Source organism: Bradyrhizobium ottawaense (assembly GCF_900099825.1).
Lineage (GTDB): Bacteria > Pseudomonadota > Alphaproteobacteria > Rhizobiales > Xanthobacteraceae > Bradyrhizobium > Bradyrhizobium ottawaense_A.
Window position 1 is genome coordinate 406,171 of the sequence record NZ_LT629693.1, and the last position, 24,012, is coordinate 430,182.

At 63.4% G+C, this 24,012-nt stretch carries 21 protein-coding genes and 1 pseudogene; 11 read left to right on the forward strand and 11 right to left on the reverse strand.

From position 1 onward, the window contains the following. Positions 1-72 precede the first annotated feature (72 nt). A complete protein-coding gene (locus BLR13_RS02000; RefSeq protein ID WP_074828142.1) occupies positions 73-1,050 on the forward strand; it encodes a tripartite tricarboxylate transporter substrate binding protein in 978 nt (325 codons plus the stop codon). Positions 1,051-1,074: 24 nt separating this feature from the next. Here the strand turns inward: BLR13_RS02000 and BLR13_RS02005 are convergent, their stop codons facing one another. Next, positions 1,075-1,866 carry an SDR family NAD(P)-dependent oxidoreductase gene (locus BLR13_RS02005; RefSeq protein WP_074828140.1) on the reverse strand — a complete coding sequence of 264 codons (792 nt, stop codon included), beginning with the start codon at positions 1,864-1,866 and terminating at the stop codon, positions 1,075-1,077. Between the two features lie 102 nt (positions 1,867-1,968). Here BLR13_RS02005 and BLR13_RS02010 point away from each other — a divergent pair, with 102 nt between their 5' ends. Further along, positions 1,969-2,889 (forward strand): LysR family transcriptional regulator, encoded by a 921-nt coding sequence (locus BLR13_RS02010; RefSeq protein WP_074828138.1) that lies wholly within the window; start codon positions 1,969-1,971, stop codon positions 2,887-2,889. A gap of 25 nt (positions 2,890-2,914) precedes the next feature. Here the strand turns inward: BLR13_RS02010 and BLR13_RS02015 are convergent. Further along, positions 2,915-4,696: pseudogene (locus tag BLR13_RS02015) on the reverse strand (putative bifunctional diguanylate cyclase/phosphodiesterase); the annotation flags it as partial. Between the two features lie 621 nt (positions 4,697-5,317). Here BLR13_RS02015 and BLR13_RS02020 point away from each other — a divergent pair. Then, the gene (locus BLR13_RS02020) at positions 5,318-7,078 is read left to right on the forward strand and encodes an ATP-binding protein (protein ID WP_074828134.1); all 1,761 of its coding nucleotides are present in this window, start codon (positions 5,318-5,320) and stop codon (positions 7,076-7,078) included. Positions 7,079-7,191: 113 nt separating this feature from the next. After that, positions 7,192-7,770 (forward strand): peroxidase-related enzyme, encoded by a 579-nt coding sequence (locus BLR13_RS02025; RefSeq protein WP_074828131.1) that lies wholly within the window; start codon positions 7,192-7,194, stop codon positions 7,768-7,770. 117 nt (positions 7,771-7,887) lie between these two features. Here the strand turns inward: BLR13_RS02025 and BLR13_RS02030 are convergent, their stop codons facing one another. After that, on the reverse strand, positions 7,888-8,514 hold the full coding sequence (locus BLR13_RS02030) for a ParB-like protein (protein ID WP_074828129.1): 627 nt from the start codon (positions 8,512-8,514) through the stop codon (positions 7,888-7,890). A gap of 169 nt (positions 8,515-8,683) precedes the next feature. Between BLR13_RS02030 and BLR13_RS02035 the strand changes: the two genes are divergently transcribed. The 7 genes from BLR13_RS02035 to BLR13_RS02065 all read left to right on the forward strand — a co-directional run bounded on the left by BLR13_RS02035 (position 8,684) and on the right by BLR13_RS02065 (position 14,656). Further along, complete coding sequence (locus tag BLR13_RS02035) at positions 8,684-9,568, forward strand: ion channel (protein WP_074828119.1); 885 nt, start codon at positions 8,684-8,686, stop codon at positions 9,566-9,568. Positions 9,569-9,668: 100 nt separating this feature from the next. Beyond that, positions 9,669-10,016 (forward strand): hypothetical protein, encoded by a 348-nt coding sequence (locus tag BLR13_RS02040; protein WP_074828117.1) that lies wholly within the window; start codon positions 9,669-9,671, stop codon positions 10,014-10,016. A gap of 285 nt (positions 10,017-10,301) precedes the next feature. Beyond that, the gene (locus BLR13_RS02045; RefSeq protein WP_074832091.1) at positions 10,302-10,595 is read left to right on the forward strand and encodes an acyl carrier protein; all 294 of its coding nucleotides are present in this window, start codon (positions 10,302-10,304) and stop codon (positions 10,593-10,595) included. 9 nt (positions 10,596-10,604) lie between these two features. After that, entirely contained in the window at positions 10,605-11,078 is a 474-nt protein-coding gene (locus BLR13_RS02050) for a 3-hydroxyacyl-ACP dehydratase FabZ family protein (protein WP_074828115.1), read from the forward strand. Next, complete coding sequence (locus BLR13_RS02055; protein WP_074828110.1) at positions 11,071-12,273, forward strand: beta-ketoacyl-ACP synthase; 1,203 nt, start codon at positions 11,071-11,073, stop codon at positions 12,271-12,273. The genes BLR13_RS02050 and BLR13_RS02055 overlap by 8 nt, the downstream gene beginning before the upstream one ends. Before the next feature lie 88 nt (positions 12,274-12,361). Next, entirely contained in the window at positions 12,362-13,639 is a 1,278-nt protein-coding gene (locus BLR13_RS02060) for a beta-ketoacyl-ACP synthase (RefSeq protein WP_074828108.1), read from the forward strand. 81 nt (positions 13,640-13,720) lie between these two features. Next, on the forward strand, positions 13,721-14,656 hold the full coding sequence (locus BLR13_RS02065; RefSeq protein WP_074828105.1) for a lipid A biosynthesis lauroyl acyltransferase: 936 nt from the start codon (positions 13,721-13,723) through the stop codon (positions 14,654-14,656). Positions 14,657-14,875: 219 nt separating this feature from the next. On the opposite strand, the gene BLR13_RS02070 is transcribed toward BLR13_RS02065, so the two are convergent. The 8 genes from BLR13_RS02070 to BLR13_RS02105 all read right to left on the reverse strand — a co-directional run bounded on the left by BLR13_RS02070 (position 14,876) and on the right by BLR13_RS02105 (position 23,909). Beyond that, the gene (locus tag BLR13_RS02070; protein ID WP_074828102.1) at positions 14,876-15,994 is read right to left on the reverse strand and encodes a polyamine ABC transporter substrate-binding protein; all 1,119 of its coding nucleotides are present in this window, start codon (positions 15,992-15,994) and stop codon (positions 14,876-14,878) included. 5 nt (positions 15,995-15,999) lie between these two features. Next, positions 16,000-17,169 (reverse strand): aminotransferase, encoded by a 1,170-nt coding sequence (locus tag BLR13_RS02075; protein WP_074828098.1) that lies wholly within the window; start codon positions 17,167-17,169, stop codon positions 16,000-16,002. An 8-nt stretch (positions 17,170-17,177) separates the two neighbouring features. Beyond that, complete coding sequence (locus BLR13_RS02080; protein WP_244525054.1) at positions 17,178-17,507, reverse strand: rhodanese-like domain-containing protein; 330 nt, start codon at positions 17,505-17,507, stop codon at positions 17,178-17,180. Between the two features lie 128 nt (positions 17,508-17,635). Continuing rightward, positions 17,636-18,082: a GNAT family N-acetyltransferase gene (locus BLR13_RS02085; protein ID WP_074828093.1), complete on the reverse strand. Its 447-nt coding sequence runs from the start codon at positions 18,080-18,082 to the stop codon at positions 17,636-17,638. Positions 18,083-18,133: 51 nt separating this feature from the next. Next, complete coding sequence (locus BLR13_RS02090) at positions 18,134-20,059, reverse strand: potassium transporter Kup (RefSeq protein ID WP_074828088.1); 1,926 nt, start codon at positions 20,057-20,059, stop codon at positions 18,134-18,136. A gap of 156 nt (positions 20,060-20,215) precedes the next feature. Beyond that, positions 20,216-22,114, reverse strand: a complete 1,899-nt coding sequence (locus BLR13_RS02095) for a potassium transporter Kup (RefSeq protein ID WP_074828085.1) — start codon at positions 22,112-22,114, stop codon at positions 20,216-20,218. 159 nt (positions 22,115-22,273) lie between these two features. Further along, entirely contained in the window at positions 22,274-23,104 is an 831-nt protein-coding gene (locus BLR13_RS02100; RefSeq protein ID WP_074828082.1) for an OmpA/MotB family protein, read from the reverse strand. Positions 23,105-23,135: 31 nt separating this feature from the next. Next, on the reverse strand, positions 23,136-23,909 hold the full coding sequence (locus tag BLR13_RS02105) for a motility protein A (protein ID WP_074828079.1): 774 nt from the start codon (positions 23,907-23,909) through the stop codon (positions 23,136-23,138). Positions 23,910-24,012: the final 103 nt, after the last annotated feature.

Genomic DNA, 24,012 nt, shown 5'->3' on the forward strand with positions numbered 1-24,012 from the left:
CGAGCATCGGCGCGCTCCATGCGACGCCTGAACTTGTTGAATCATCAGACTGACACAGAAGGACTTTTTGGTATGTCCCATCACGGCAACATCATCCGCGGCCTGCTTGCGGCAACGATCATTTCGCTCGCCGGCGCCGGCGCAAAGGCGGAGACGTTTCCGACCAAACCGGTGCGCATCCTGGTGCCCTATGCGGCCGGCGGCGCCGTCGACGTGCTGGCGCGCACCATCGGGCAGTCGCTGTCGAAGACCTGGGGCCAGCAGCCGGTGATCGAAAACCGCCCCGGTGCCGGCGGCATCATTGCGTCGCAGGCGCTGACGCAATCGCCGCCCGACGGTTACTCCCTGATCCTGGTGGCCAGCGGTCATCCATTGAACCAGTTCTTCTATCCAAAACTGCCCTACGACACCTTCAAGGACTTTACCGCGATCAGCGAAGTCGCTGCCTCGCCGCTCGCGATCGTGGTGTCGAAGACCAATCCGGTCAAAAATCTCGGCGAACTGCTGGCGACCGCGCGCGAAAAACCTGAAGCGCTATCCTACGGCATGTCCGGCAACGGCACCTCGGCACATCTCGCCGGCGAGCTGCTCAACTACATGGCCAAGGTCAAAATCCTGGCCATCCCCTACAAGGGCGGCGCGCCGGCCCTCACCGCGGTGATCGCAGGCGAAATTCCGATGAGCGTCAATCCGCTGCCGGAAGTCGTCGGCCAGCTCGACGGCGGTTCGGTGCGTGCGCTGGCCGTGACCACGGCCGCGCGCTCAAAGGCGCTGCCGGATGTGCCGACGGTCGCGGAATCCGGCCTGCCCGGTTACGACGCCTCGGTCTGGTGGGGATTTTTGGGACCCGCCGGCATGGCGCCCGACCTCGTTGCCAAGATCAACGCCGACCTCGCAACGGCGTTGAAAGACCCGGTGGTGCTGACGGCGCTTGAGAAGATGGGCGCCTCGCCGGTCGGTAGTTCACCGGCCGAGTTCGACGCCTTCATGCGCGCCGAAGCGGTGAAGTGGGAGCCGGTGCTCAAGGAAGCCAATATCAGGGTGCAGTGAGCCCGGTCGCCCCTTCGATCCGGTTCAGGCGATGGTCGGAATGAGACCGCCTTCAACCCGCAATGCGGCGCCGTTGGTCGCGGATGACAACGGACTGGCGATGTAGGTCACCATGTTGGCGACCTCCTCGGCCTCGATCATACGCTGAAGCAGCGACGACGGCCGGCTCTTGGCAAAGAACTCGGCCTCGATCTCCGCGGCCGGCGCCTCCGGTTTATCAGACACGCTGCGCAGGAAGTCGACGATCCCTTCGGAACGCGTCGGTCCGGGCATCACGGCATTGACGGTGACGCCGGTTCCCTTGGTGAGCCCGGCGAGGCCGCGCGAGATCGAGAGCTGCGCGCTCTTGGTCATGCCGTAGTGGATCATGTCACTGGGGACCACGACGCCTGACTCGCTGGCGATGAAGATGATCCGGCCCCAGTTCTGTTTCAGCATCGCAGGCATATAGAAGCGCGCGAGCCGCACCCCGCTCATCACATTGACCTCGAAATAGCGACGCCAGTCGTCGTCGCTGGTCGCGGTGAAATCCTTGCTTTCGTAGATGCCGAGATTGTTGACGAGGATGTCGACCTGCGGATGGGCTTTCGTGATCGCCGCCGCTCCGGCTGAGGTGGCCGCATCCGCCGCGATCCCGGAAATGTCCTTGGCGCCGGATGTCCGCAGGTTCGCGACGGCGGCGTCGAGCTTGGCGCGATCGCGGCCGGTGATGACGACCCTGGCCCCCTCCGCCGCGAGCTTGCGTGCGATTTCAAGGCCGATTCCAGCCGTCGCGCCCGTGACCAGCGCGCGTTTTCCGTTCAACTGCATGTCCATGGCAAACCCCTTTGATGTGCCTCATTGTGCGCAACATCTAGGGCTTGCCCGGCCGTCGACTATTTCCATATTGTTCATATCACTTGTGAACTGGAGGCATAGATGCCGCGCATCCTGATGGAACGGTCGGGCGAGATGGAGGTGTTCGCGCGCGTCGTCGAGAAAAGCTCCTTCTCGGCCGCGGCGCGCAGCCTGGATCTGACGCCGTCCGCCGTGAGCAAGCTGATCGGCCGGCTGGAAGGTCGTCTCGGCACAAGGCTTCTGGCGCGAACCACGCGAGCGCTGACGCTGACCGAGGAAGGCGTCGCCTATCATCGCGCGGCCGAGCGCATCCTCGGGGAATTGAACGCGGCAGACCAGGCGGTCGCCACCGGTTCGGCGCGCGGCCGCATCCGCGTCAACGCCTCGGTGCCGTTCGGCACGACCTTCGTCGCCCCCTCGATCGGCCGGTTCGTGGCAGACCATCCGAACCTGACCGTCGATCTCAGCTTCACCGACGAAGTGGTCAATCTGCTTGAGGAAAAAGCCGACGTCGCCATCCGCGTCGGCACTCTGCCCGACAGCACCTTGAAGGCGCGCAAGCTGGCCCAAAGCCGCCGTGTCGTCTGCGCCGCGCCGGACTACCTCAAGCGCCACGGTACCCCACAGCTGCCGGCCGATTTGTCGAAACACAACTGCCTGACCTTCAATTTCAGGCGCTCGCGGATCGGCTGGCCGTTCCGGCACAAGCGGCGCGAGTTCGAGCAGCCGGTGAGCGGAAACCTCCAGGTCAACAATGGCGAGACCATGCGCCAGATCGTGCTGTCAGGTGTCGGGATCGCCCGCCTCGGCCGCTGGCATGTCGCCGACGCCATCAGGTCCGGCGCCCTGGTGCCGTTGCTGGAGGAATTCAACCCTGATGACCTCGAGCTGATCCACGCGGTCTATCTCGGCGGCGGCACGGTCCCCAGCCGCGTCAGGACGTTTGTCGATTACATGATCGAGACGCTTGGCAGGTCGGACGTGTTCGAGCCGGCCAGATAGAGCCTTATCGGTCCGCGCGTTTTCTTCACGCGAACCGGTTTCCACTTCGCTCGAAAACGCTATGGCCCGCCGATACCGCCTTGCCGCGGGGCGAAAGCAGGAGCCGCCTGATCTCCGCGGCCGGGATCGCCGGGCTGAACAGAAAGCCCTGCATCTCGGTACAGCCGAGGATGTGGAGCAGGTTGCGTTGCTGCTCGGTTTCGACGCCTTCGGCGGTGGTCGTCATGTCGCTGGCGGCCGCGATATTGACGACGGCCTGCACAATCGACGACGAGGCCCCGGCACCGGCCAGATCCCGGATGAAGGAGCGATCGATCTTGATCTTGTCGAACGGAAAACGCAGCAGATAGCTGAGCGAGGAATAGCCGGTGCCGAAGTCGTCGAGCGCGATGCGGACGCCGAGCTTTCGCAACTGGTGCAGGACCTCGAGGGCTGCCTCGTCATCGCGGATCAGGACGGCTTCGGTGATCTCGAGCTCGAGCCGGCCGGCGGCGAGGCCCGAGGCCGCCAGCGCCGCGGCGACGTTGAGCGCCAGCGTCTGGCTTCTGAACTGAACGGGCGAGACGTTGACCGCCACCCGCACCTCGTCCGGCCAGTTGGCCGCCTCGGCGCAGGCCGTGTTGAGCACCCAGTGGCCGAGCTGATTGATCAGGCCGGTCTCTTCGGCGATCGGGATGAATTCCGCGGGCGAGATCATGCCGCGTTCGGGATGCCGCCACCGCAACAGCGCCTCACAGGAGGAGACCTTGTTGTCCTCGAGATTGACCACCGGTTGATACCAGGCCTCGAGGCTGCCATCGCTGATGGCCTGACGCAATTCGAGCTCCAGGCTTCGCCGCGCCTTGGCGCGCGCATCCATGCCGGTCTCGAAGAAGCGGTAGGTCCGCCGTCCGTCGCCTTTGGCCCCGTACAGTGCAAGGTCGGCGTTCCTCAACAACTGGTCGAGGTCGAGCCCGTCGCCGGCCGCGAGCGCGATGCCGATGCTGGCATCGGTGGTGATCAGATTCCCCGCACACTCGAACGGCTGTCTGATCGCCGAATGGATTTTATCAACGAGTTCTGTGGCTTCCGACTGGCTCTTGATAGCGGTCTGAATCACCGCGAATTCGTCGCCGCCGAGGCGGGCCGCGACGTCGGACGCGTTGAGGCAGCCGCGCAGCCGGTCCGCAACGCCCATCAGAAGCTCATCGCCGACGGGATGGCCGAGCGCATCGTTGACGCTCTTGAACTCGTCGATGTCGATATACAGCACGGCGAGTTGCTCGCCCGGCCGCACCGTCTTCAGCGCCTGTTCGAGCCGTTCGCGGAACAGCACCCGGTTCGGCAGGTCGGTCAGGGCGTCGTAATGCGCCAGATGCGCGATCTTCTCGTCGGCGCGGGTGCGCTCGGTAATGTCCTCGATCGTGGCCACCCAGCCGCCCGCCTTCAGCGGCCGGTTGATGATCTCGATCGCCCGGCCGCCCGGCGCTTCGGTGAGCTGACGCGTGGCCTTGCCGAGCGCGACCTTGTGGATGATGGCGTTGCAGAAGGCGTCGACGTCGCCGTCAAAGGATCCGGTCTCCTGCCGGTGAGCAATCAGCCGCTGCATGGTGCAGCCGGGCTTGACCACGTCCGGCGACAGGCCGAACATCTCGATATAGGGCTGGTTACAGATGATGATCCGTGCCGATGCATCATAGAGAACAAGGCCTTGCGGGATGTTGTTGACGGCGATTGCAAGGTGGCGCCGCTCCGCAGCCAGCCGCTGCTCGGTCAACCGATGGCGCAGCAGCAGCAGACCGACCATGACCGCGAGAACGGCGACAAGCGCGGACAGGATATGTTCGCGCAGGCTCCATGCCGAAATAGCAACGCCAAGCGAAATCGCCGCCGCGAGCAGCACGCAACAAAGAGCGACCCGCCTGACGATCCCGGCTCTATCGGCGGGACTGGCAGGACCTTCCGGCGAGTGATGGCCGTTGTCGATGGTCACCTTGGTGTTCCCTGGCACGCGAATGATCCGCGGCGGCCAAACGTCTGGAACGCGACCAGACACGCCACCGCAACGCCTGGCGCCGGTCGCGCCCTGCATCATTTCTACGCAGGACAGGTGGAAAGCCCGTTACAACTTGCGGTTAGCGGGTGGTTACCGCGGCGGCAGGCCGGGCCGGATCCACGCTACCTGACCGGAGGTTACCGGCGCGCGGCGGCACGGCCTTCGCTCTCCTTCGAAGTGGTAAACGAATGATTAAGCAGCGCCGACGCAGCGCGCTCACGCAAATGCGGAAAACGCTGATTTTGCAGCCTTACTGACCGCTGATGCCCCGAACGGGACGCGGTTGCAAAACGGTCTCTGACCAAGATGCCGCGGATTTAGCGAATGCGGAACCCGGCCGGCTTAACCGTTTCGCTAGCCCGGCTGTTCATAATGGGGGCCAGATCCAAATTCATGACATGCCAGGTCAATCCCGTGACATCTTTCGGACGAATAATTTCGGTGCGCGGCTCCCTCGCCCGGGTCGGGCTTCTGGCGGAACGCCAGTTGCCTGTTTCGGAGGTGCGCGCCACCGTCGGCCGCTTCATCAGCATTCGCTGCGCCTCCTCCACCATCGTCGCCATGATCACCGAGGTAAGCTGCGAGAGCCTGCCCGCCTCTGACGAGTATATCGCGACCGCATCGGTCGACCTGCTCGGCGAAATTCTCGGCGACGACCGCCCCAAGTTCCAGCGCGGCGTCACCAACTATCCGACCATCGGCGACAATGTCGACCTGATCACCAATCAGGACCTGCGCACCGTCTATGCGCCGAGCGGATCGGACCAGATCAATATCGGCACGCTGCAACAGGACAAGTCCGTCATCGCCTATGTCGATGTCGAGGAAATGCTCTCGAAGCATTTCGCGATCCTGGGTTCGACCGGCGTCGGTAAATCGACCAGTGTCTCGCTGCTGCTGAACGAAATCCTCCGGGCGCGGCCGAACCTGCGGATCTTCCTGCTCGACGTCCATAACGAATATGGCCGCTGCTTCGGCGACCGCTCGCTGGTGCTGAACCCGCGCAACCTGAAACTGCCGTTCTGGCTGTTCAACTTCGAGGAAATCGTCGACGTGCTGTTCGCCGGCCGTCCCGGCGTCCCGGAGGAACTCGATATCCTCGCCGAGGTCATTCCGATGGCCAAGGGCCTCTATACCCAGTACCAGAATTCGGATCGGCTCGGGCTGAAGCGTGTCGACCCCAAATCGGTCGGCTACACCGTCGATACGCCGGTGCCCTACCGCCTGGTCGACCTGATTTCGCTGATCGACGAGCGCATGGGCAAGCTGGAGAACCGCTCGTCGCGTATCATCTATCACAAGCTGATCTCGCGCATCGAGACCGTCCGCAACGATCCGCGCTACACGTTCATGTTCGACAACGCCAATGTCGGCGGCGACACCATGGCCGAAGTCATCAGCCATCTGTTCCGCCTGCCCGCCAACGGCCGGCCGATGACCATCATGCAACTCGCCGGCTTCCCGGCCGAAGTCGTCGATTCCGTGGTGTCGGTATTGTGCCGGATGGCGTTCGATTTCGGCCTCTGGAGCGATGGCGTGTCGCCGCTCTTGTTCGTCTGCGAAGAAGCCCATCGATACGCCGCCGCCGACCGCAACATCGGCTTCGGCCCGACCCGCAAGGCGGTTTCCCGCATCGCCAAGGAAGGCCGCAAATACGGCGTCTATCTCGGCCTCGTCACCCAGCGTCCGGCCGAACTCGACGCCACCATCATCTCCCAGTGCAACACGCTGTTTGCGATGCGTCTGGCCAACGACCGCGACCAGGCGCTGTTGCGCTCGGCGGTGTCGGACGCCGCGGCAAACCTGCTGTCGTTCGTGCCCTCGCTCGGCACCCGCGAAGTGCTGGCGTTCGGCGAAGGCGTGGCGCTGCCGACGCGGCTGCGCTTCAAGGAAGTTCCGGTGCACCAGTTGCCGCGCAGCGAGGCCACCATTGCCACCGTGCCGTCGGTCGCCGCCGGCCATGACCAGCACTTCGTCAACGCCGTGCTGGAACGCTGGCGCGGCGCCACCTCGCATCGCGATGTACCGAACGATCCCGGCATCAACGAACGGCCCGCCGCGCGCCTCATGACGCCGGTGGAAGCGCCGATCCTGCAACCGTCGATGGGGCTCGATCCCGATCGCTTCTCGCTTCTGAAAAAGCCGCTGCGGTAACGGGCACTGCGTTCGCGCGATTTTGTTCGCGCGAACCGGGTATCCACACCGTTCAAAAAACGCGATATGGTTCCGGCATCGCCGTCTCAGGCGGCCCCAGCCGGAACCACTTCATGACGCAGCCTGCCGCAAAACGATTTCCGACGCCCGCCATCGACACCCTGCCGGACGATATCCGCACCCGCATCCTGGCGGTACAGGAGAAATCCGGATTTGTGCCGAACGTATTCCTGTCGCTGGCCTATCGTCCCGACGAGTTTCGCGCGTTCTTTGCCTATCACGATGCGCTAATGGAAAAGGACGGCGGCCTGACCAAGGCCGAACGCGAGATGATCGTGGTGGCGACCTCGAGCGCCAACCAGTGCCATTACTGCGTGATCGCGCATGGCGCGATCCTGCGCATCCGCGCCAAGAATCCGCAGATCGCCGACCAGATCGCGGTCAACTACCGCAAGGCCGACATCACGCCGCGGCAGCGCGCCATGCTCGACTTCGCCATGAAGGTCAGCCAGGAGGCCAACAAGGTCTCGGAAGCGGACTTTGCCGAGGTCGCCGGCCACGGCTTCACCGACGACGACATCTGGGACATCACGGCAATCGCTGCGTTCTTTGCGCTGTCGAACCGGATGGCCAACGTCACCTCGATGCGTCCGAACGACGAGTTCTACATGATGGGGCGACTGCCGAAATAAGGCCTAGCGTTTTCGAGTGAGGTGGATACCGGTTCACATACCAATCAGGTTTACGCAGATTGCGTAGCCTTATCTGCGATAGAAAACGCGTCAAACAAAAGCCCCGCTCAACCCGCATCAATCGTCCGTCGTCGGCCCGCACCAGCCGGGCAGATAGACCGCGTCCTTGCTTTTGACGAAGCCGAGGCCTTTCTCGATCGCCTTGGCGAAGTTCTCTTCCACGCTCTTGCGCGACATCTTCCGGCGCAGGAAGTCAGCCCACAGGAATTCGCTGAACGGGGTGGTGTCCTTGGCAAACCCGCCGGCGCGGCGCAGTTCGCCGGCGAGGCTGCGGAACGGATCGTCCTTGAGATCGATCACCGATTTCGGCAGGTCCTTGAAATGCCGGCGTTCGCCTTTGGCGTCGTAAGGATAGACCCACCGTTTGTTGTCCATCACCCCCCAGAACGCGTCGCGTTGGACCATGGTGAGATCGCCAATCACGGTCACCAGGATGTCCTTGACGCCTTCCGCGTGCAGCGCGCGCGCGAGATGATGGTGGTCGACCACGTAGTAGCGTTGGTCCGGCCCGAGCACGACCGGGATCATGTGCTTGCCGAGCAACTCGGCGCGCTTCTTTTCCGACTTGTGCTCGCGCCAGCGCTTGCTCTTTTCCTTCACTTCCCGCATTCCGACCGTCATCTGGGTCGGACGCAGCGACAGGATCGGGACCGGCTTGAGAATGGGTTCGCGCGTATTGGCCATGACTTGAAACCTCTATTTTGAGCTCGACTTGATTTTAAGCTCGACTTGATTTTGGGCTCGACTTGGACCCCGGGCCTGACCGGCAAAAACCGCTCTGAAACGGGTTCCACTATGCCATGATGGCGCGGCTGGTTAAATGCCCACCCGACGCCTGCGAGAGAGCTGAACCATGGCCAGAAGCCCAAATGAACGAACGGCAAAAACACAGGTGGTGCGTCTTGGCGGCCGCGAGGTCGTCACCGAAGGTTTGAATCTGAATTTCTGGGCCGACATCAGCCATCGCTGCATGACGGCCTCCTGGCCTGCCTTTATCGGCGGCGCCGCGACGGTGTTCGTCGCCTTCAACGCCTTCTTCGCATTCTTCTACTGGATCGGCGACCAGCCGATCTCCAACGTGCCCGGCGGCGCCTACATCGATTATCTCTATTTCAGCATCGAGACGCTCTCGACCGCCGGCTACGGCGACATGCACCCGCAAACCCATTACGGCCATTTCGTCGCCACCGTCGAGCTGTTCACGGGCATCTTCTCGATGTCGGTCATGACCGGGCTGGTGTTCGCCCGCTTCTCGCGGCCGCGCGCCCGGCTGCTGTTCGCCGAGAACCCGGTGATATCGGATCATGAGGGCGAGCGGACGCTGATGATCCGCCTCGCCAACGAGCGCCACAACATCATCAGCAATGCCAACGCCAGGCTCTGGCTGTTCAAGAATATCGTCAGCAAGGAAGGCCAACCGCTTCGCCGGTTCTACGAACTGCCGCTGTCGCGCAACGAAAGCCCGGCGCTGGCGCTGAGCTGGACCCTTTTTCACGTCATCGACGAGGCCAGCCCGTTATACGGCCTAAACGCCGAAGATCTCGGAGCCAACAATATCGCGCTGGTGGTGGTGGTGTCCGGATACGACGTGGTTGCAGCGCAAACCGTCCATGCCCGCAAATCCTATGACTATCCCGACATTCGCATCGGTCACCACTATGCGGAAATCCTCGACACCACCGAGGACGGCCGCCTGCGGGTCGACTACGGCCGGTTCCACGAGACGTTGGAGGATTAGGACGTTGCAAGGCCGGCGCGGCAGTCATGCACGCCAAGATTTGATATTGGAAGCAGCGCAGGCGGTGCTAAAAAGAACTTCGATTTGTCGCGGACCGACGATGACGATTGGGAAAACCCAGCGGCCGATACCAGGGAATGACGAGCACGTCGTGCTCAAATTCCGGCCGCGCACCTCGGCCCATCCGCTTGGCCGGCACGAAGAGCCCGCCGCGCCCCGTGCCCTGCCGGCCGCGAACGACCTGTCCCGCTACGAGCGCCCGCACGACGAGCCCGACGACTTCCGCCATCGCATGCTCGCCAATGTCGCAGCGCTGGCGTTCACCATCGCGCTGACCGCGATCGGCATCTGGCTCGCCATGAGCATCGCCGATCTGCGCCGAACCCAGGACTGCGTCCTGATGGGCCGGCGCGACTGCGCCCGGATTTCCGAGATGCCGCGTAGCTAGAGGCCTATCGGTTCTGATTGAATCAGAACCGGGCTCCAGTCTCTTGTTTTGACGCGTTTTCTTTACGCCAACCGGCGCCACTTCGCTCGAAAACGCGATGGCCCCGGAAACGGCCATTTTTGCCGGAAAATCCGTCCCGGCTGGGGCCACCCGCCTCCATTGAACTCAGGGCCCCGCTCCGATATACGGGCACTCGACTCCGGCCGGGGAAACAGGGCATTCCGGGGCGTGCGCCCGTCTCCTCCAGCCAATCCGGATTATCTCCAATATATCAAAGGCTTAATGATGTCCTCTACATACGATCAGATCGCCAACATTATCGCCGAGACCTGCGACATTCCCCGCGACACCATCAAGCCGGAGAGCCACGCCATCGACGATCTCGGGATCGACAGCCTCGACTTCCTGGACATCGCCTTTGCAATCGACAAGGCGTTCGGCATCAAGATGCCGCTCGAGAAGTGGACCCAGGAAGTCAACGACGGCAAGGCCACGACCGAACAGTATTTCGTGCTGCAGAACCTCGCCGATCGCATCGACGAACTGGTCGCCGCCAAGAACGCGGGAACGGGCGCGTAATCGCCTTCCATGGACCTTGATTATTTCAAGCTGATCGACCGCATCGTCGACCTCAACCTCGACGCGAAGACAATTACGGTCGAGGCGCAGGTTCCAGAGAAGCACACCATCTTCGAGGGGCATTTCCCGGGCCACCCGATCATGCCCGGCGTGCTGCTGACGGAGGCGATGGCGCAGACGTCCGGCTGGCTGCTGATTGCTCTGACGAAGTTCGAGCGCATGCCGTTTCTGGCCGCGATCAAGGAAGCCAAGATGCGCGGCTTCGTCAGCCCCGGCGATCTCCTGAGCATCGAGGCCAGTCTTGTCCACGAAGGCTCGGGCTATGCCATCACCGCCGCCAAAGTGCGCGTCGGCGGCAAATTGAGGTCTGAGGCCACGATCACGTTCGGTGTCGTCCCCTTCCCGCATCCTGACCTGCGCGTACACATGGACGCGATGGCGGCCAAGATCGGCTTTCCCCTGCAGGCGTTGACGCATGACTGAGTTCAAATCCCCGCCTGCAAAGGAAGTCTGGATCACCGGCATCGGCATCGTGTCCTCGCTCGGCGAAGGGCTGGACGCGCACTGGGATGCGCTGAACCAGAAGCGGATCAATACCGAAGCCCAGCGCTTCGCGCCCTACATCGTGCACCCGCTCGCCCCAGTTTCGTTCGACGCCCAGATTCCGAAAAAGGGCGATCAGCGCCAGATGGAAGCCTGGCAGCGCATCGGCACCTATGCCGCGGGGCTGGCGCTGGATTCCGCCGGGATCAAGGGCAATGCGGAAATCCTCGGCCGCACCGACATGATCGTCGCCGCCGGCGGCGGCGAGCGCGACCTTGCGGTCGACCTCGCGATCATGAACGCCGACGCCAACGGCAATTCCGGGCCCGGCTTCCTCAACGAGCGGCTGATGAACGACCTGCGGCCGACGCTGTTTCTGGCCCAGCTCTCCAACCTGCTCGCCGGCAACATCGCCATCGTCCACGGCGTCTGCGGGACGTCGCGGACCTTCATGGGCGAGGAAGCCGCCTCGATCGACGCGGCACGGATTGCGCTCGCCCGAATCGAATCCGGACAGAGCGACATCGCCCTGGTCGGCGCCGCGCATAATGGCGAGCGTTCCGATCTGCTGGTGCTTTACGAGTTCGGCGACTTCAACCTGACCGACAACTTCGCACCTGTGTGGGCGCGCGAGAACAACAGCGGTTTCGCGCTCGGCTCCGCCGGCTGTTTCCTGGTGCTGGAATCCCGCGAGCACGCCGAAGCGCGCGGCGCCAAGCCTTACGCGAAACTGACGAAGGTGGTCGCCGACCTCGCGCAGCGCAAGCAGCCGGGCGCGGTGACCAGATCGCTGGAAGCGATGTGGCCGAAGCTCGGCGTGCTCACCGACAACGGCAACCTCATCACCGGCGCCACCGGCGTGGAACCGGTAACGTCGGAAGAAAAGGCGTTCCTGGCCCAGCATCCCGGCTTTGCGGTGCGCGCCACCGGGACGATGTTCGGCCACACGCTGGAGACGCAATTTCCGCTCGGGCTCGCACTGGCCGCACTTTCGATCTCGCGCGGCGCCCTGTTTCCGCCCAACGATCCGACCGGCCTCGAGGTTGAAAAACAGGACGCGCCGACCCAGATTGTGGTGATGGGGACCGGCCACTGGCAGGGCGAAGGCATGGCGCTGGTGGAAGCGATCAAGTAACGCGAGCGCAGACGCACTCTTAAAATACGGCGCGCAAGCGCGCCGTTGGAAATTCGGCGCGCAGGCGCGCAGCATCGACGGGGGAACCATGTCAGCACCACGCGATAAACTCGGCAGGCCGATCGTCGTCGTTACCGGCATGGGCGTGGTGACCTCGCTCGGCGCCGGCAAGCAGGACAACTGGACCCGGCTGACCGCGGGTGAATCCGGGATCCGGACCGTGACGCGGTTTCCGGTCGATGGCCTCAAGACCACCATGGCCGGCACCGTCGATTTCGTCACCGTCGATCCCGCCACGTCGACCGGTCTCACCGAGCGCCTCGCCGAGATCGCGACCGAGGAAGCGCTCGAACAGGCCGCCATCGGGACAAAAGCGGATTTTCCCGGGCCGCTGTTTCTCGCGGTCGCCCCGGTCGAGGTCGAATGGCCGCAGCGGCTCGCGATCGGGCGCGCGACCGGAATGACCAAATTCGACTATGGCGACGTGCTGCGCGTCAGCGGCGGCGGCGCCTTCGGCGAATATCATCACCGCTTCATGTTCGGTTCGATCGCTAGTCGCCTTGCCGAGACCTTCGGCACCAAGGGCTCGCCGATCTCGTTGTCGACCGCGTGCGCCTCCGGCGCCACCGCGATCCAGCTCGGCGTCGAGGCGATCCGCCGCGGCGAGGCCGACGCCGCCCTGTGCGTCGGTACCGACGGTTCGGTCAATCCGGAAGCGCTGGTGCGCTTCTCACTGCTGTCGGCGCTGTCGACCCAGAACGCGCCGCCGCAGGGTGCCTCAAAACCGTTCTCGAAAAACCGCGACGGTTTCGTCATGGCCGAAGGCGCCGGCGCGATGGTGCTGGAGAGCTATGAATCCGCGATGGCGCGCGGCGCCACCATTCTCGGCGTCGTCGCCGGTTGCGGCGAATTGACCGACTCGTTCCACCGCACCCGCTCCAGCCCGGACGGCAAGCCGATCATCGGCTGCATGCGCAAGACGCTGGCCGACGCCGGCCTCGAGCCGGAGCAGATCGACCACATCAACGCGCACGGCACCGCGACGCCCGAAAACGACAAGATGGAGTACAACACGACCGCGGTCGTGTTCGGCGAGCACCTGTCGAAGATCCCGGTGTCGTCGAACAAGTCGATGGTCGGACACACCATCTCCGCGGCCGGTGCGGTCGAGGCGGTGTTCTCGCTGCTGACGCTGGAGCATCAGCGGATTCCGCCGACCATCAATTACGAGGTGCCGGACCCGGCGATCCTGTTTGACGTCGTCGGCAACAAGGCGCGCGACGCCCGCGTCACCGCCGTGATGTCGAACTCGTTCGGTTTTGGCGGGCAAAATGCCTCGCTGATCCTGACGCGCGAACCTGTGTAGCGCGTTAACAGCTACTCTTTTTGTTTTGACGCGTTTTCTTAACGCGAACCGGTATCCACTTCGCTTGAAAACGCTATCACCATGAACCGTCTGCTCCTCCGCACCAAGGCGCGCCTGCGCGACGCTGCCAAGCCGGTTTCGGAAGCGGCCGTCGGCGCGCTGACGATCGGCCTGTTGCGCACGACGCGCTATTTCGACCCGGACAAGACCTCGAACTTCTTTGGCCGCGTCACCCGTTTCATCGGCCGAAGGCTGCGCGAGGATCGCATCGGCCGCGAAAATCTTGTCGCCGCCTTCCCCGAGAAATCGCCCGAGGAGATCGAGACCATTCTGGCCGGCGTCTGGGACAATCTCGGCCGCATCGGGGCCGAGTTCGCCCATCTCGACCACATCTGGGATTACGACGTCGATCATCCCGAGAAACCCAGCCGGATCGAGTTCAGCGCGCGGACCAAGCAACTGTTCGATGCGCTGCGCGATGACGGCAAGCCGGCGATCATTTTCGCCAGCCACCTCGGCAACTGGGAAATTCCGGCGCTGGGCGCCGTCGCGCATGGGCTCGATTGCGCCATCCTGTTCCGGCGGCCGAACATCGAGTCCGCCGATCGCGCCATCGAACGGATCCGCGCGGTCAAGATGGGCACACTGGTGCCGGCTGGCCGCGAGGCGCCGCTGAAACTCGCCGAAGCGCTGCAGAACGGCCAGCACGTCGCGATGCTGGTCGATCAGTACATGGGTAATGGCGTCGAGGTGACGTTCTTCGGCCGCAAGACCAAGGCCAACCCGACGCTGGCGCGGCTCTTGCGGCAGGTCGAATGCCCGGTCCACGGCGTGCGCATCATCCGCCTGCCCAACCACCGCTTCCGCGCCGAACTGTCCGAAGAGGTCAAGCCGGCGCGCGACGCCGCCGGCCAAATCGATATCCAGGGAACGATGCAGGCGGTCACGTCGGTGATCGAAGGCTGGGTGCGCGAATATCCGGACCAGTGGCTGTGGCTGCACCGCCGCTGGCGGTAGGAGTACGTTCGTAGCCCGGATGAGCGAAGCGACATTCGGGAAACACGAACCGGCCCCGAATGTCGCTTCGCTCATCCGGGCCGACCTCATGGTGAGGAGCGCGTCTTCGCGCGTCTCGAACCATCGAGCCCCACTGTGGCCATCCTGCGAGACGGCGCGGAGCCTGTCATCGGGCGCGCATTCGCGCGACCCGTTGGCGCCTCCTCAGGATGAGGGAAGTCACTTCCCCGTCTTCACCTTCGTCCACAACCGGTTGATGATGCGCTGTGTGGCAGCGTCGCGGGCCTGGATCACGAACAGCTTCTTCTGCATCGCTTCGTCCGGATAGATATTTTTGTCGTTCAGAATCCTGGGGTCGACCAGCTTCTGGCTCGCCAGGTTGCCGTTGGCGTAGGACAGGAAATCCGAATTCTTCGCCGCGACATCCGGGCGGTAGAGATAGTTGATCAGCTCATAGGCTTCCGCGACATTCCTGGCATCCGATGGAATCGCCAGATTGTCGAAAAACATCTGCGCGCCCTCCTTCGGGATGGTGTAGCCGATATCGATACCGTTTTTGGCCTCCGCCGCGCGGCTGCGCGCCTGCATGATGTCGCCCGACCAGCCCACCACGAAGCAGATCTCGCCGGACGCCAGCGCGCCGAGATATTCGGACGAGTGAAATTTTCGGACATAGGGCCTGATCTTGACGACGAGATCGGCCGCCTTTTCGAGATCGGCCTGCTTGGTCGAATTCGGGTCGATCCCGAGATAGCTCAATGCGGCTGGCAGAATATCGTCGGCGGAATCCAGCATGTGAATGCCGCACTCCTTGAACTTGGCGAGGTTCTCCGGCTTGAACACCATGTCCCAGCTATCGATCTTCGCATCCGGCCCGAGGATTTTCTGCGCCATCTTGACATTGTAGCCGATGCCGGTGGTCCCCCACATGTAGTTGGCGCCGTAATTGTTGCCGGGATCGTAGATCGCGAGCTGCTGCGTCACCACCGGCCAGGCGTTGGCAAGGTTCGGCAGCTTCGCCTTGTCGAGTTTCAGAAAAACCTTCGCCGTGATCTGGCGCTGCAGGAAATAGCCGGTCGGCACCACGACGTCGTAGCCGGATTTTCCGGCCAACAGCCGGGTCTCCAGCGTCTCGTTGGCGTCGAAGGTGTCGTAGACCACCTTGATGCCGGTCTCCCTGGTGAAATTCTCCAGGACATCCGGCGCCATGTAGTTCGACCAGTTGAAGAAATTGACCGTGCGCTCTTCGGCCTGCGCCGGGGCTGCCAGCACAACCACCGCCGTCGCAGCCAGCAAATAAACCTGCAAACGAAGTTTGTTCCGGGCCTGGTCGCGCATCTCTTCTACCTCTTGCGGCGATGGACCGCGTCCGACAGACGCTCCAGCGCGGTATCCAGCGTGGCATCCTTCTTGGAGAAACAGAACCGCACCACCGACGTCACCGCATCCTGCTCGTAGAATGCCGACACCGGGATCGCGGCGACCTTGTAATCGTTGACGATGCGCTGGCAGAACGCCACATCGGTTTCGTTCAATCCGAGCGGCGACAGATCGACGGTGAGGAAATACGTGCCCTGCGATTTCAGCACCGGGAAACCGATGCTCTCCAGACCTTTGGTGAGGCGGTCCCTGCTTCGCGCCAGATCCTTGCGCATGTCGTAGAAATATTCCGCCGGCTTGTTGAGGCCGTAGGCGACGGCGGCCTGCAGGTTGGGCGCTGTGGTGAAGGTGAGAAACTGATGCACCTTGGCGGCGACCCGCAGCAGCGGCGGCGCGGCACAGACAAAGCCGATCTTCCAGCCGGTCAGCGAGAAAATCTTGCCGGCGCTGCCGACCTTGATGGTGCGGTCGCGCATGCCGGGAATCGTGATCAGCGGAATGTGCTCGCGGCCGTCGAACACGACGTGCTCCCAGACCTCGTCACAGATCGCGATGGTGTCGAACTCCTGGCAGAACCGCGCCAGCAATTCGAGGTCTTCGCGCGGATAGACCACTGCGGCCGGATTGAGCGGATTGTTGAACAGCACCGCCTTGGTCTTGTGGTTGAAGACGCTGCGCAGCATCTCCTCGTTCAGCCGCCACTCCGGCGGCTCCAGCCGCAGCAGGCGCGGAATGCCGCCGGCCTGGCGGATGATCGGCAGATAGCTGTCATAGACCGGCTGAAACACCACGACCTCGTCGCCGGGCTCGACCACCGCGAGGATCGACGAGGTCAGCGCCTCGGTCCCGCCCGACGTCACCATCACCTCGGTCATCGGATCGAGCGTGAGATGGTGCCAGCGCCCGTAATGATCTGATATCGCGGTTCGCAGTTCCGGAATGCCCATCATCGACGGGTATTGGTTGTAGCCGTTGACGGACGCGTCCGCGGCGGCGCGGCGGATGTCCTCCGGGCCGGGATCGTCAGGAAAACCCTGGCCGAGATTGATCGCATTGTTGTCGCGCGCGAGCTGCGACATGGCTTCGAAGACGGTGACGGGAAGGTCGGCGAAGACCTTGTTCATGGAAGTCATGACTAAGTTCAGCCGCCGGTCCTGGTCGGCAGTCCGGCCGCCTTCCAGCCCAGGATGCCGCCGGCCAGATGGTGGTCATAGGCAAGGCCCGCCGCCTGCGCCGCCAGCGACGCCGTCACCGAGCGCTTGCCGGACCGGCAGGCGAAAACCACCGTCTTCCCTTTGGGGTCGGGAATGGCAGCCGGATCGAATGTCGAGAGTGGAACCACCACGCCATCCGGATAGGCCTCCACCGCGACCTCATTGGGCTCGCGGACGTCGACCAGAAGATAGCGTCCTTCCGCGATCCCGTTCGACACTTCCTCCGGCGTTAAATCGTGCACCTGATGATCCGCCACGCAAACCTCCCGACCTCTTGCAGGGGCCATCTGACCCGCTATTCGGGGCGCAAAGTCGCCTCTCGCGCGGCGAAAATCAAGCGCTGCAAACGGTTTAAACCGCCGCCCGAAAGCTGTTCCGCAAGCCGTTACCGAAGCTGCTTCGCGATCGGCCAGGCCCCCTTGGGGGTTTGCGGCCCGGACATCAGGTAGCCCCGTCGAAGATAGAACGCCCGGGCGTTCGAGCTTGCCTCCGCACGGACGGCATCGACGCCGCTTCCACGCATCCGTCGCTCGAGCATTTCGAGCAGCGCCGTGCCGACGCCCCGGCCGGCAAATTCCGGGGCCGTATACAGCCCCTCCAGCGTATCGCCGCGAATGGCAGCCCATCCGGCCGCGACGCCATCAAGCTCGGCAACCCAGATTTCGAATTCGCGAAGCTTTTGCGCCATTCCGGCCAGCGTGAGCTTCGTCGCCCACGCTTTGGCCTCACCGGCAGGCATTCCCTGCGGCGCCAACTCGAGGATCGCCTTGCGCCTGATCTCGAACAGACCGGTCGCATCATCAGGCGTAGCCAGACGGTGAACGGCGCCCATGTCGACCTGTCATCCAACGGAGGCTGGAAGGAATTCGTAGAGGACCGCTGGCTAGATCGTCACCTGCGTGCCGACCTCCACCACGCGGCCGGTCGGGATCTGGAAATAATCGGTGGCGTCGTTGGCGGAGCGGCTGAGCCGGATGAACAGCAGGTCCTGCCAGCGCGGCATGCCGGAATGCGCGGCCGGCTTCAGCGAACGGCGGGACAGGAAGAACGACGTCGACATGATGTCGAACTGCCAGCCGAGCTTGCGAGCAATCGCCAGCGTTTTCGGCACGTTGGGCGATTCCATGAAACCGAACTTCAAGGTCACCTTGGAGAAAGTGGCGCTGAGCTGCTCCATGCGTACCCGCTCGGAAGGGTCGATGCGTGGCGTCGGTGCGGTCTCGATGGTGAGAATGACGTTCTTCTCGTGCAGCACCTTGTAGTGCTTCAGGCTGTGCATCAGCGCGGTCGGCGCGCTGTCCGGATCGGAGGTCAGGAACACGGCGGTGCCGGAGACGCGCTGCGGCGGGCGCTTTTCCAGCATCGCCACCAGATCGGCCAGCGGGAATTCCAGCTTGCGCGACTTCTCGAACAACAGCCGGCTGCCGCGCCGCCAAGTATACATCAGCAGCATCACGATGCCGCCGAGCGCCAGCGGCACCCAGCCGCCCTCCAGCACCTTCAACAGGTTGGCCGCAAGGAACGTGAGGTCGAGAAACAGAAACGGCGCGATCAGCGCGGCGGCGGCGATCGGCGACCATTTCCAGACCCGCCAGATCACGACAAAGCCCATCATCGCCGTGACCACCATGGTGCCGGTCACCGAGATTCCATAGGCCGAGGCCAGCGCGCTCGACGAGCGGAACAGCAGCACCAGCAGCATGACCGCAACGAACAGCAGCATGTTGATGCGCGGGATGTAGATCTGGCCGGAATGCGCTTCCGAGGTATGACGAATTTCGAACCGCGGCATCAGGCCGAGCTGGATCGCCTGCCGCGTCAGCGAATAGGCGCCGGTGATCACCGCCTGGCTCGCGATCACGGTCGCCGCCGTCGCCAGCGCGACCATCGGAATAAGCGCCCAGTCCGGAAACATCAGGAAGAACGGATTTTCGATCGCCTTCGGATCGGCGATCACGAGCGCGCCCTGCCCCAGATAATTCAGTGCCAATGACGGCAGCACGATGAAGAGCCAGGCGGTCTGGATCGGCCGTTTGCCGAAGTGGCCTAGATCGGCATAGAGCGCCTCGGCGCCGGTGACGGCGAGAAACACCGCGCCGAGCGTCACGAATCCGATCAGGCCGTGATGGAGCATGAAGGAAACGGCATACAGCGGATTGAGCGCCAGCATCACTTCGGGATGCCGCATGATCTGCGGCACGGCGGCAACCGCAATCACCGTGAACCAGACGCACATCACGGGGCCGAAGAACGTCGCGACACTGGCGGTACCGCGCGACTGAACCGCGAACAGCACCACCAGAATGACCACGGTGAGCGGCACGACATAGGGATCGAAGGTCGCGGTGACGAGCTTGATGCCTTCGATCGCCGACAGCACCGACAGCGCCGGCGTGATGACCGCGTCGCCGTAGAACAGCGCGCCGGAGATGATGCCGAGCAGCACGATCGCGCCGCCGCCCTTGGTCACGGCGCGCTGCGCCAGCGCCATCAGCGCCAGCGTTCCGCCTTCGCCATGGTTGTCGGCGCGCAGCAGGATCAGCACGTATTTCAGCGTCACCACGACGATCAGCGCCCACAGGATCAGGCTGAGCACGCCGAGCACGGCCTGCGGCGTGGCATCGACCGAAGCACTGCTGGCGGCCACCACCGCTTCGCGCAACGCGTAGAGCGGGCTGGTGCCGATGTCGCCGTAGACGACGCCGATGCTGCCGAGCATCAGGGCCTTGAAACCTGCGGTGGAATGCGCTTCCCCATGTCCATTGGCCGCGGGCGTTTCCGCCGCGGTGACCGCGCTTTCGGATGACATTGGGGTGGGCCTCAGCCGTTTCTTTCGCACTGCACAATGCAGGAACGAAGCCGTATACTCCCGGCGGGAATGCAAAGGTTAGCCTGAAATCAGGCCTCAGGCATGCATTTTATGCATAGATCGAAATCGCCAGCGGGGACGAATCCCCTCAGGCGATCAAATAGTTACCTGCGTACCGACCTCGACCACGCGCCCAGTCGGGATCTGGAAGTAGTCGGTGGCATCGTTGGCCGACCGGCTCATCGCAATGAACAGATGATCCTGCCACTGCGGCATGCCTGATTGTGCCGACGGCTTCAGCGACCGCCGCGACACGAAGAACGACGTCGCCATGATGTCGAACTGCCAGCCGAGCTTGCGCGCGATCACCAGCGCCTTCGGCACGTTCGGCGATTCCATGAAACCGAACCGCAAGCGCACGGTCGCGAACTTGTCGCTGATGGTTTCCATCCGGACCCGTTCCGCCGGATCGACGCGCGGCGTCTGCGCGGTTTCGATGGTCAGGATGACATTGTGCTCGTGCAGCACCTTGTTGTGCTTGAGATTGTGCATCAGCGCGGTCGGCACGAAACTCGGATCCGAGGTCAGAAACACCGCGGTGCCCTTGACGATGTGGGGCGGACGCTTTTCGAGGCTCCGGATCAGGTCGGTCAGCGGCACCTCGATGCGCCGCGTCTTGGCGATCAGGATGGCCGCGCCACGGCGCCAGGTCCAGATCATCACGGCCACGGCCGCGCCGAACAAAAGCGGCACCCAGGCGCCTTCGAGCAGCTTCAACAGGTTGGCGCTGAAGAAGGCCATGTCGACGACGACGAAAGGAAGGATCAGCGCCGCTGCGGTCGCGCCACGCCAGTTCCACAATTTCCAGACCACGACAAAGCCCATGATTCCATCGGCGACCATCGTGGTGGAGACGGCGATGCCATAGGCCGAAGCGAGACCACTGGAGGTGCGGAACAACAGCACCAGCAGGATCACGCCGAGCAGCAGCATCCGGTTGACCCGCGGCAAATAGATCTGGCCGGCGTGGCTCTCCGAGGTGTAGCGAACCTCGAAGCGCGGCAAGAGGCCGAGCTGCACCGCCTGCCGGATCAGCGAAAAGGCGCCTGTGATCACGGCCTGGCTCGCGATCACGGTTGCCGCCGTCGCCAGCACCACCAGCGGCAGCAGCAGGGCATCCGGAACCATGCGGTAGAACGAGTTCTCGATCGCCGACGGATCGGACAGCACCAGCGCGCCCTGCCCGAAATAGTTGATCAGCAGCGAGGGCAGCACGAAATACAGCCAGCCTGCCTGGATCGGCTTGCGCCCGAAATGACCGAGGTCCGCATAAAGCGCCTCGCCGCCGGTCACCGCCAGGAATACCAGGCCCAGCGTCACCAGGCCGATGGTGCCATGGGACAGCACGAACTGGATTGCATAGTAGGGATTGATCGCCGCCAGCACGGTGAGATCGTCCTTGATGTGAAACAGCCCCATCGCCGCCAGCACCGTAAACCAGACCACCATGACCGGTCCGAACGCCGAGGCGACGCGCGCGGTGCCGCTGCTCTGCACCGAGAACAGCAGGACCAGAATGAAGATCGTCAGCGGCACGACGTAATGTTCAAGCCCCGGCGTGACCAGCTTGAGGCCTTCGACCGCCGACAGCACCGAAATCGCCGGCGTGATCATGGAGTCGCCGATGAACATCGAGGCGCCGACGACGCCGAGCGCCAGCAGCGGCAGGCTTCGGCGGCCCAGCGCGCGCTGCCCCAGCGCCATCAGCGACAGCGTACCGCCCTCGCCGTTGTTGTCGGCGCGCAGCAGAAACAGCACGTATTTGGCAGTCACGACGATGAAGAGCGCCCACAGGATCAGACTGAGCACGGCGAGCACGATCGTGCGCGATATCGGTTCGCCATGGGCGGCGTGCGCGACGGCCTCGCGAAACGCGTAGAGCGGCGAAGTGCCGATATCGCCGAACACCACGCCGATACCGCCCAGTGTCAGGGCCCAAAAGCCGGAGGTGGCCGGCGCCTCATGGGCTTCGGTGGATGTGACGCTGACAGTCATGACGCGGGGGAAACGCTCGTGCAGTTGAATTGATCCGGGCGGCTATCGACGCTTCCGCGTTGCCTGTCAATCGAGCATAGCACCGCTGCCGACGCGGAGGCGCACCGAAAGCAGGTACTCACCACATCGCAATAGAGGTAATATGGTAGTTGGGTATTTTTACGGCTTCAGGTCAGGCGGCAACGGCGGCGCTTCGCGCATCAACGTGATGGTCACACGGCGGTTGGCCGGCAGCGTCGGATCGTCGGGAAACAGCGGCTGGCCGTCGGCCTTGCCGGCGACCGCGAAGATATGGGACGGCGGCAGCCCTTCCCGTTCGAGGATCTGGCGCACCACGTTGGCGCGGTCGGCCGAAAGGTCGAACGCGCCGTAGTCGCCGCGCGCGGGCACGAAGTTCGCGGAGGTGTGGCCGCTGATGTTGACCCGCAGCGGCGTCGCCTTGAGCGGACCGGCGAGTTTCTGGATCAGACGGCGGGTACGGTCGTACGGCACCTTGGAGCCGTCGGCGAACATCGAGCGGCCCTCCTGGTCGACGATTTCGAGATTGAGGCCCTCTTTGGTCTCCTCGAACATGATGTGCTTGGAGATCTCGGTCAGTTCCGGCATGTCCTGCAGCGCCTGGCGCAATGAGGCCGAGGCCAGCGAAAATTCGCGATCGACCGCCAGCTTGGCCCCGCTCTCTTTGGACTTGTTCTGGTCATCCGGGGTCGGGGTAGCCGACGAATCTTCCGGAGAAATATGATCAACGTTCTTCAGCTTCGGCCGGGTCGGCAGGCCGTCGGATTCGACGATGCCGGAATAGCGCACGTTGGTCTGTACGCCGAACGCGTCGCGCATCGAGCCCGCGACGATCTTCAGCTTGTTGTTGTCCATGGTGGAGAAGGCGACGAGCATCACGAAGAAGCTCATCATCAGGCCCATCAGGTCGGCGAAGGTCACGAACCAGCCGTGACCACCGCCGTGTGCGTCGCCGCGTTTTTTCTTGGCCATGGCTTACGCTCCGGACTGCCGTACCCGCGCCTCAGGCCGGAACCGGTTCGCCCTCTTCGTGGCGGTGTTTTTCCGGCAGATAGGCCAGCAACATTTCCCTGACCAGCGCCGGGCTCTTGGAGTCGCGGATCATCAGAATGCCGTCGATGATCAGCGTGCGGTTGGTTTCCTCGTCCAGAAGCTTGCCGTGGAGCTTGTCGGCGATCGGAAGACAGAACAGGTTCGCCACCAGCGCACCGTACAGCGTCGCGAGCAGCGCGGTCGCCATGAACGGGCCGAGCTTCGACGGGTCGGTCATGTTGGCAAACATCTGCACCATGCCGATCAGCGTTCCGATCATGCCGAACGCCGGGGCGCAGTCGCCAATGGCGCGGTAGATCTTGCTGCCCTCGTCGAGATGCATCAGAAAATTGTCGCGGTCGCGTTCGAGATTGTCGCGGATGAATTCGAGGTCGTAGCCGTCGGCGACATAGCGGATTCCCTTGGCGAGGAACGGCTCGTTGGTCTCGACCTTTTCGAGACCGACCGGTCCTTGCTTGCGGGCGATCTCGGCGATGCGGGCGAGCTCGTCGACGAGGTCGCGCGCGGAAAGCCGGCTCATGGTGAAAGCGAATTTGGCGCCGAGCGGCAGGCCGTGCATCATCACGCCGAGCGGAAAGCGGATCATGGTGGCGGCGATCGAACCGCCGAAGATGATGATCATCGCATGTTCGGAGACGAACATGTGCAGGTCGCCACCCATGAGCACCATTACGGTGATAACAGCGATACCGGACAACAGCCCGACGCTCGTCATAATATCCATGGGAAACTCCACGCTTACGCAACACCCGCCTATCCTGGACGGTGCGCGGCCCAAATCGGGCCACGTAGGGCAACCCTACGGACCTGCCATTAAAGACGCGTAA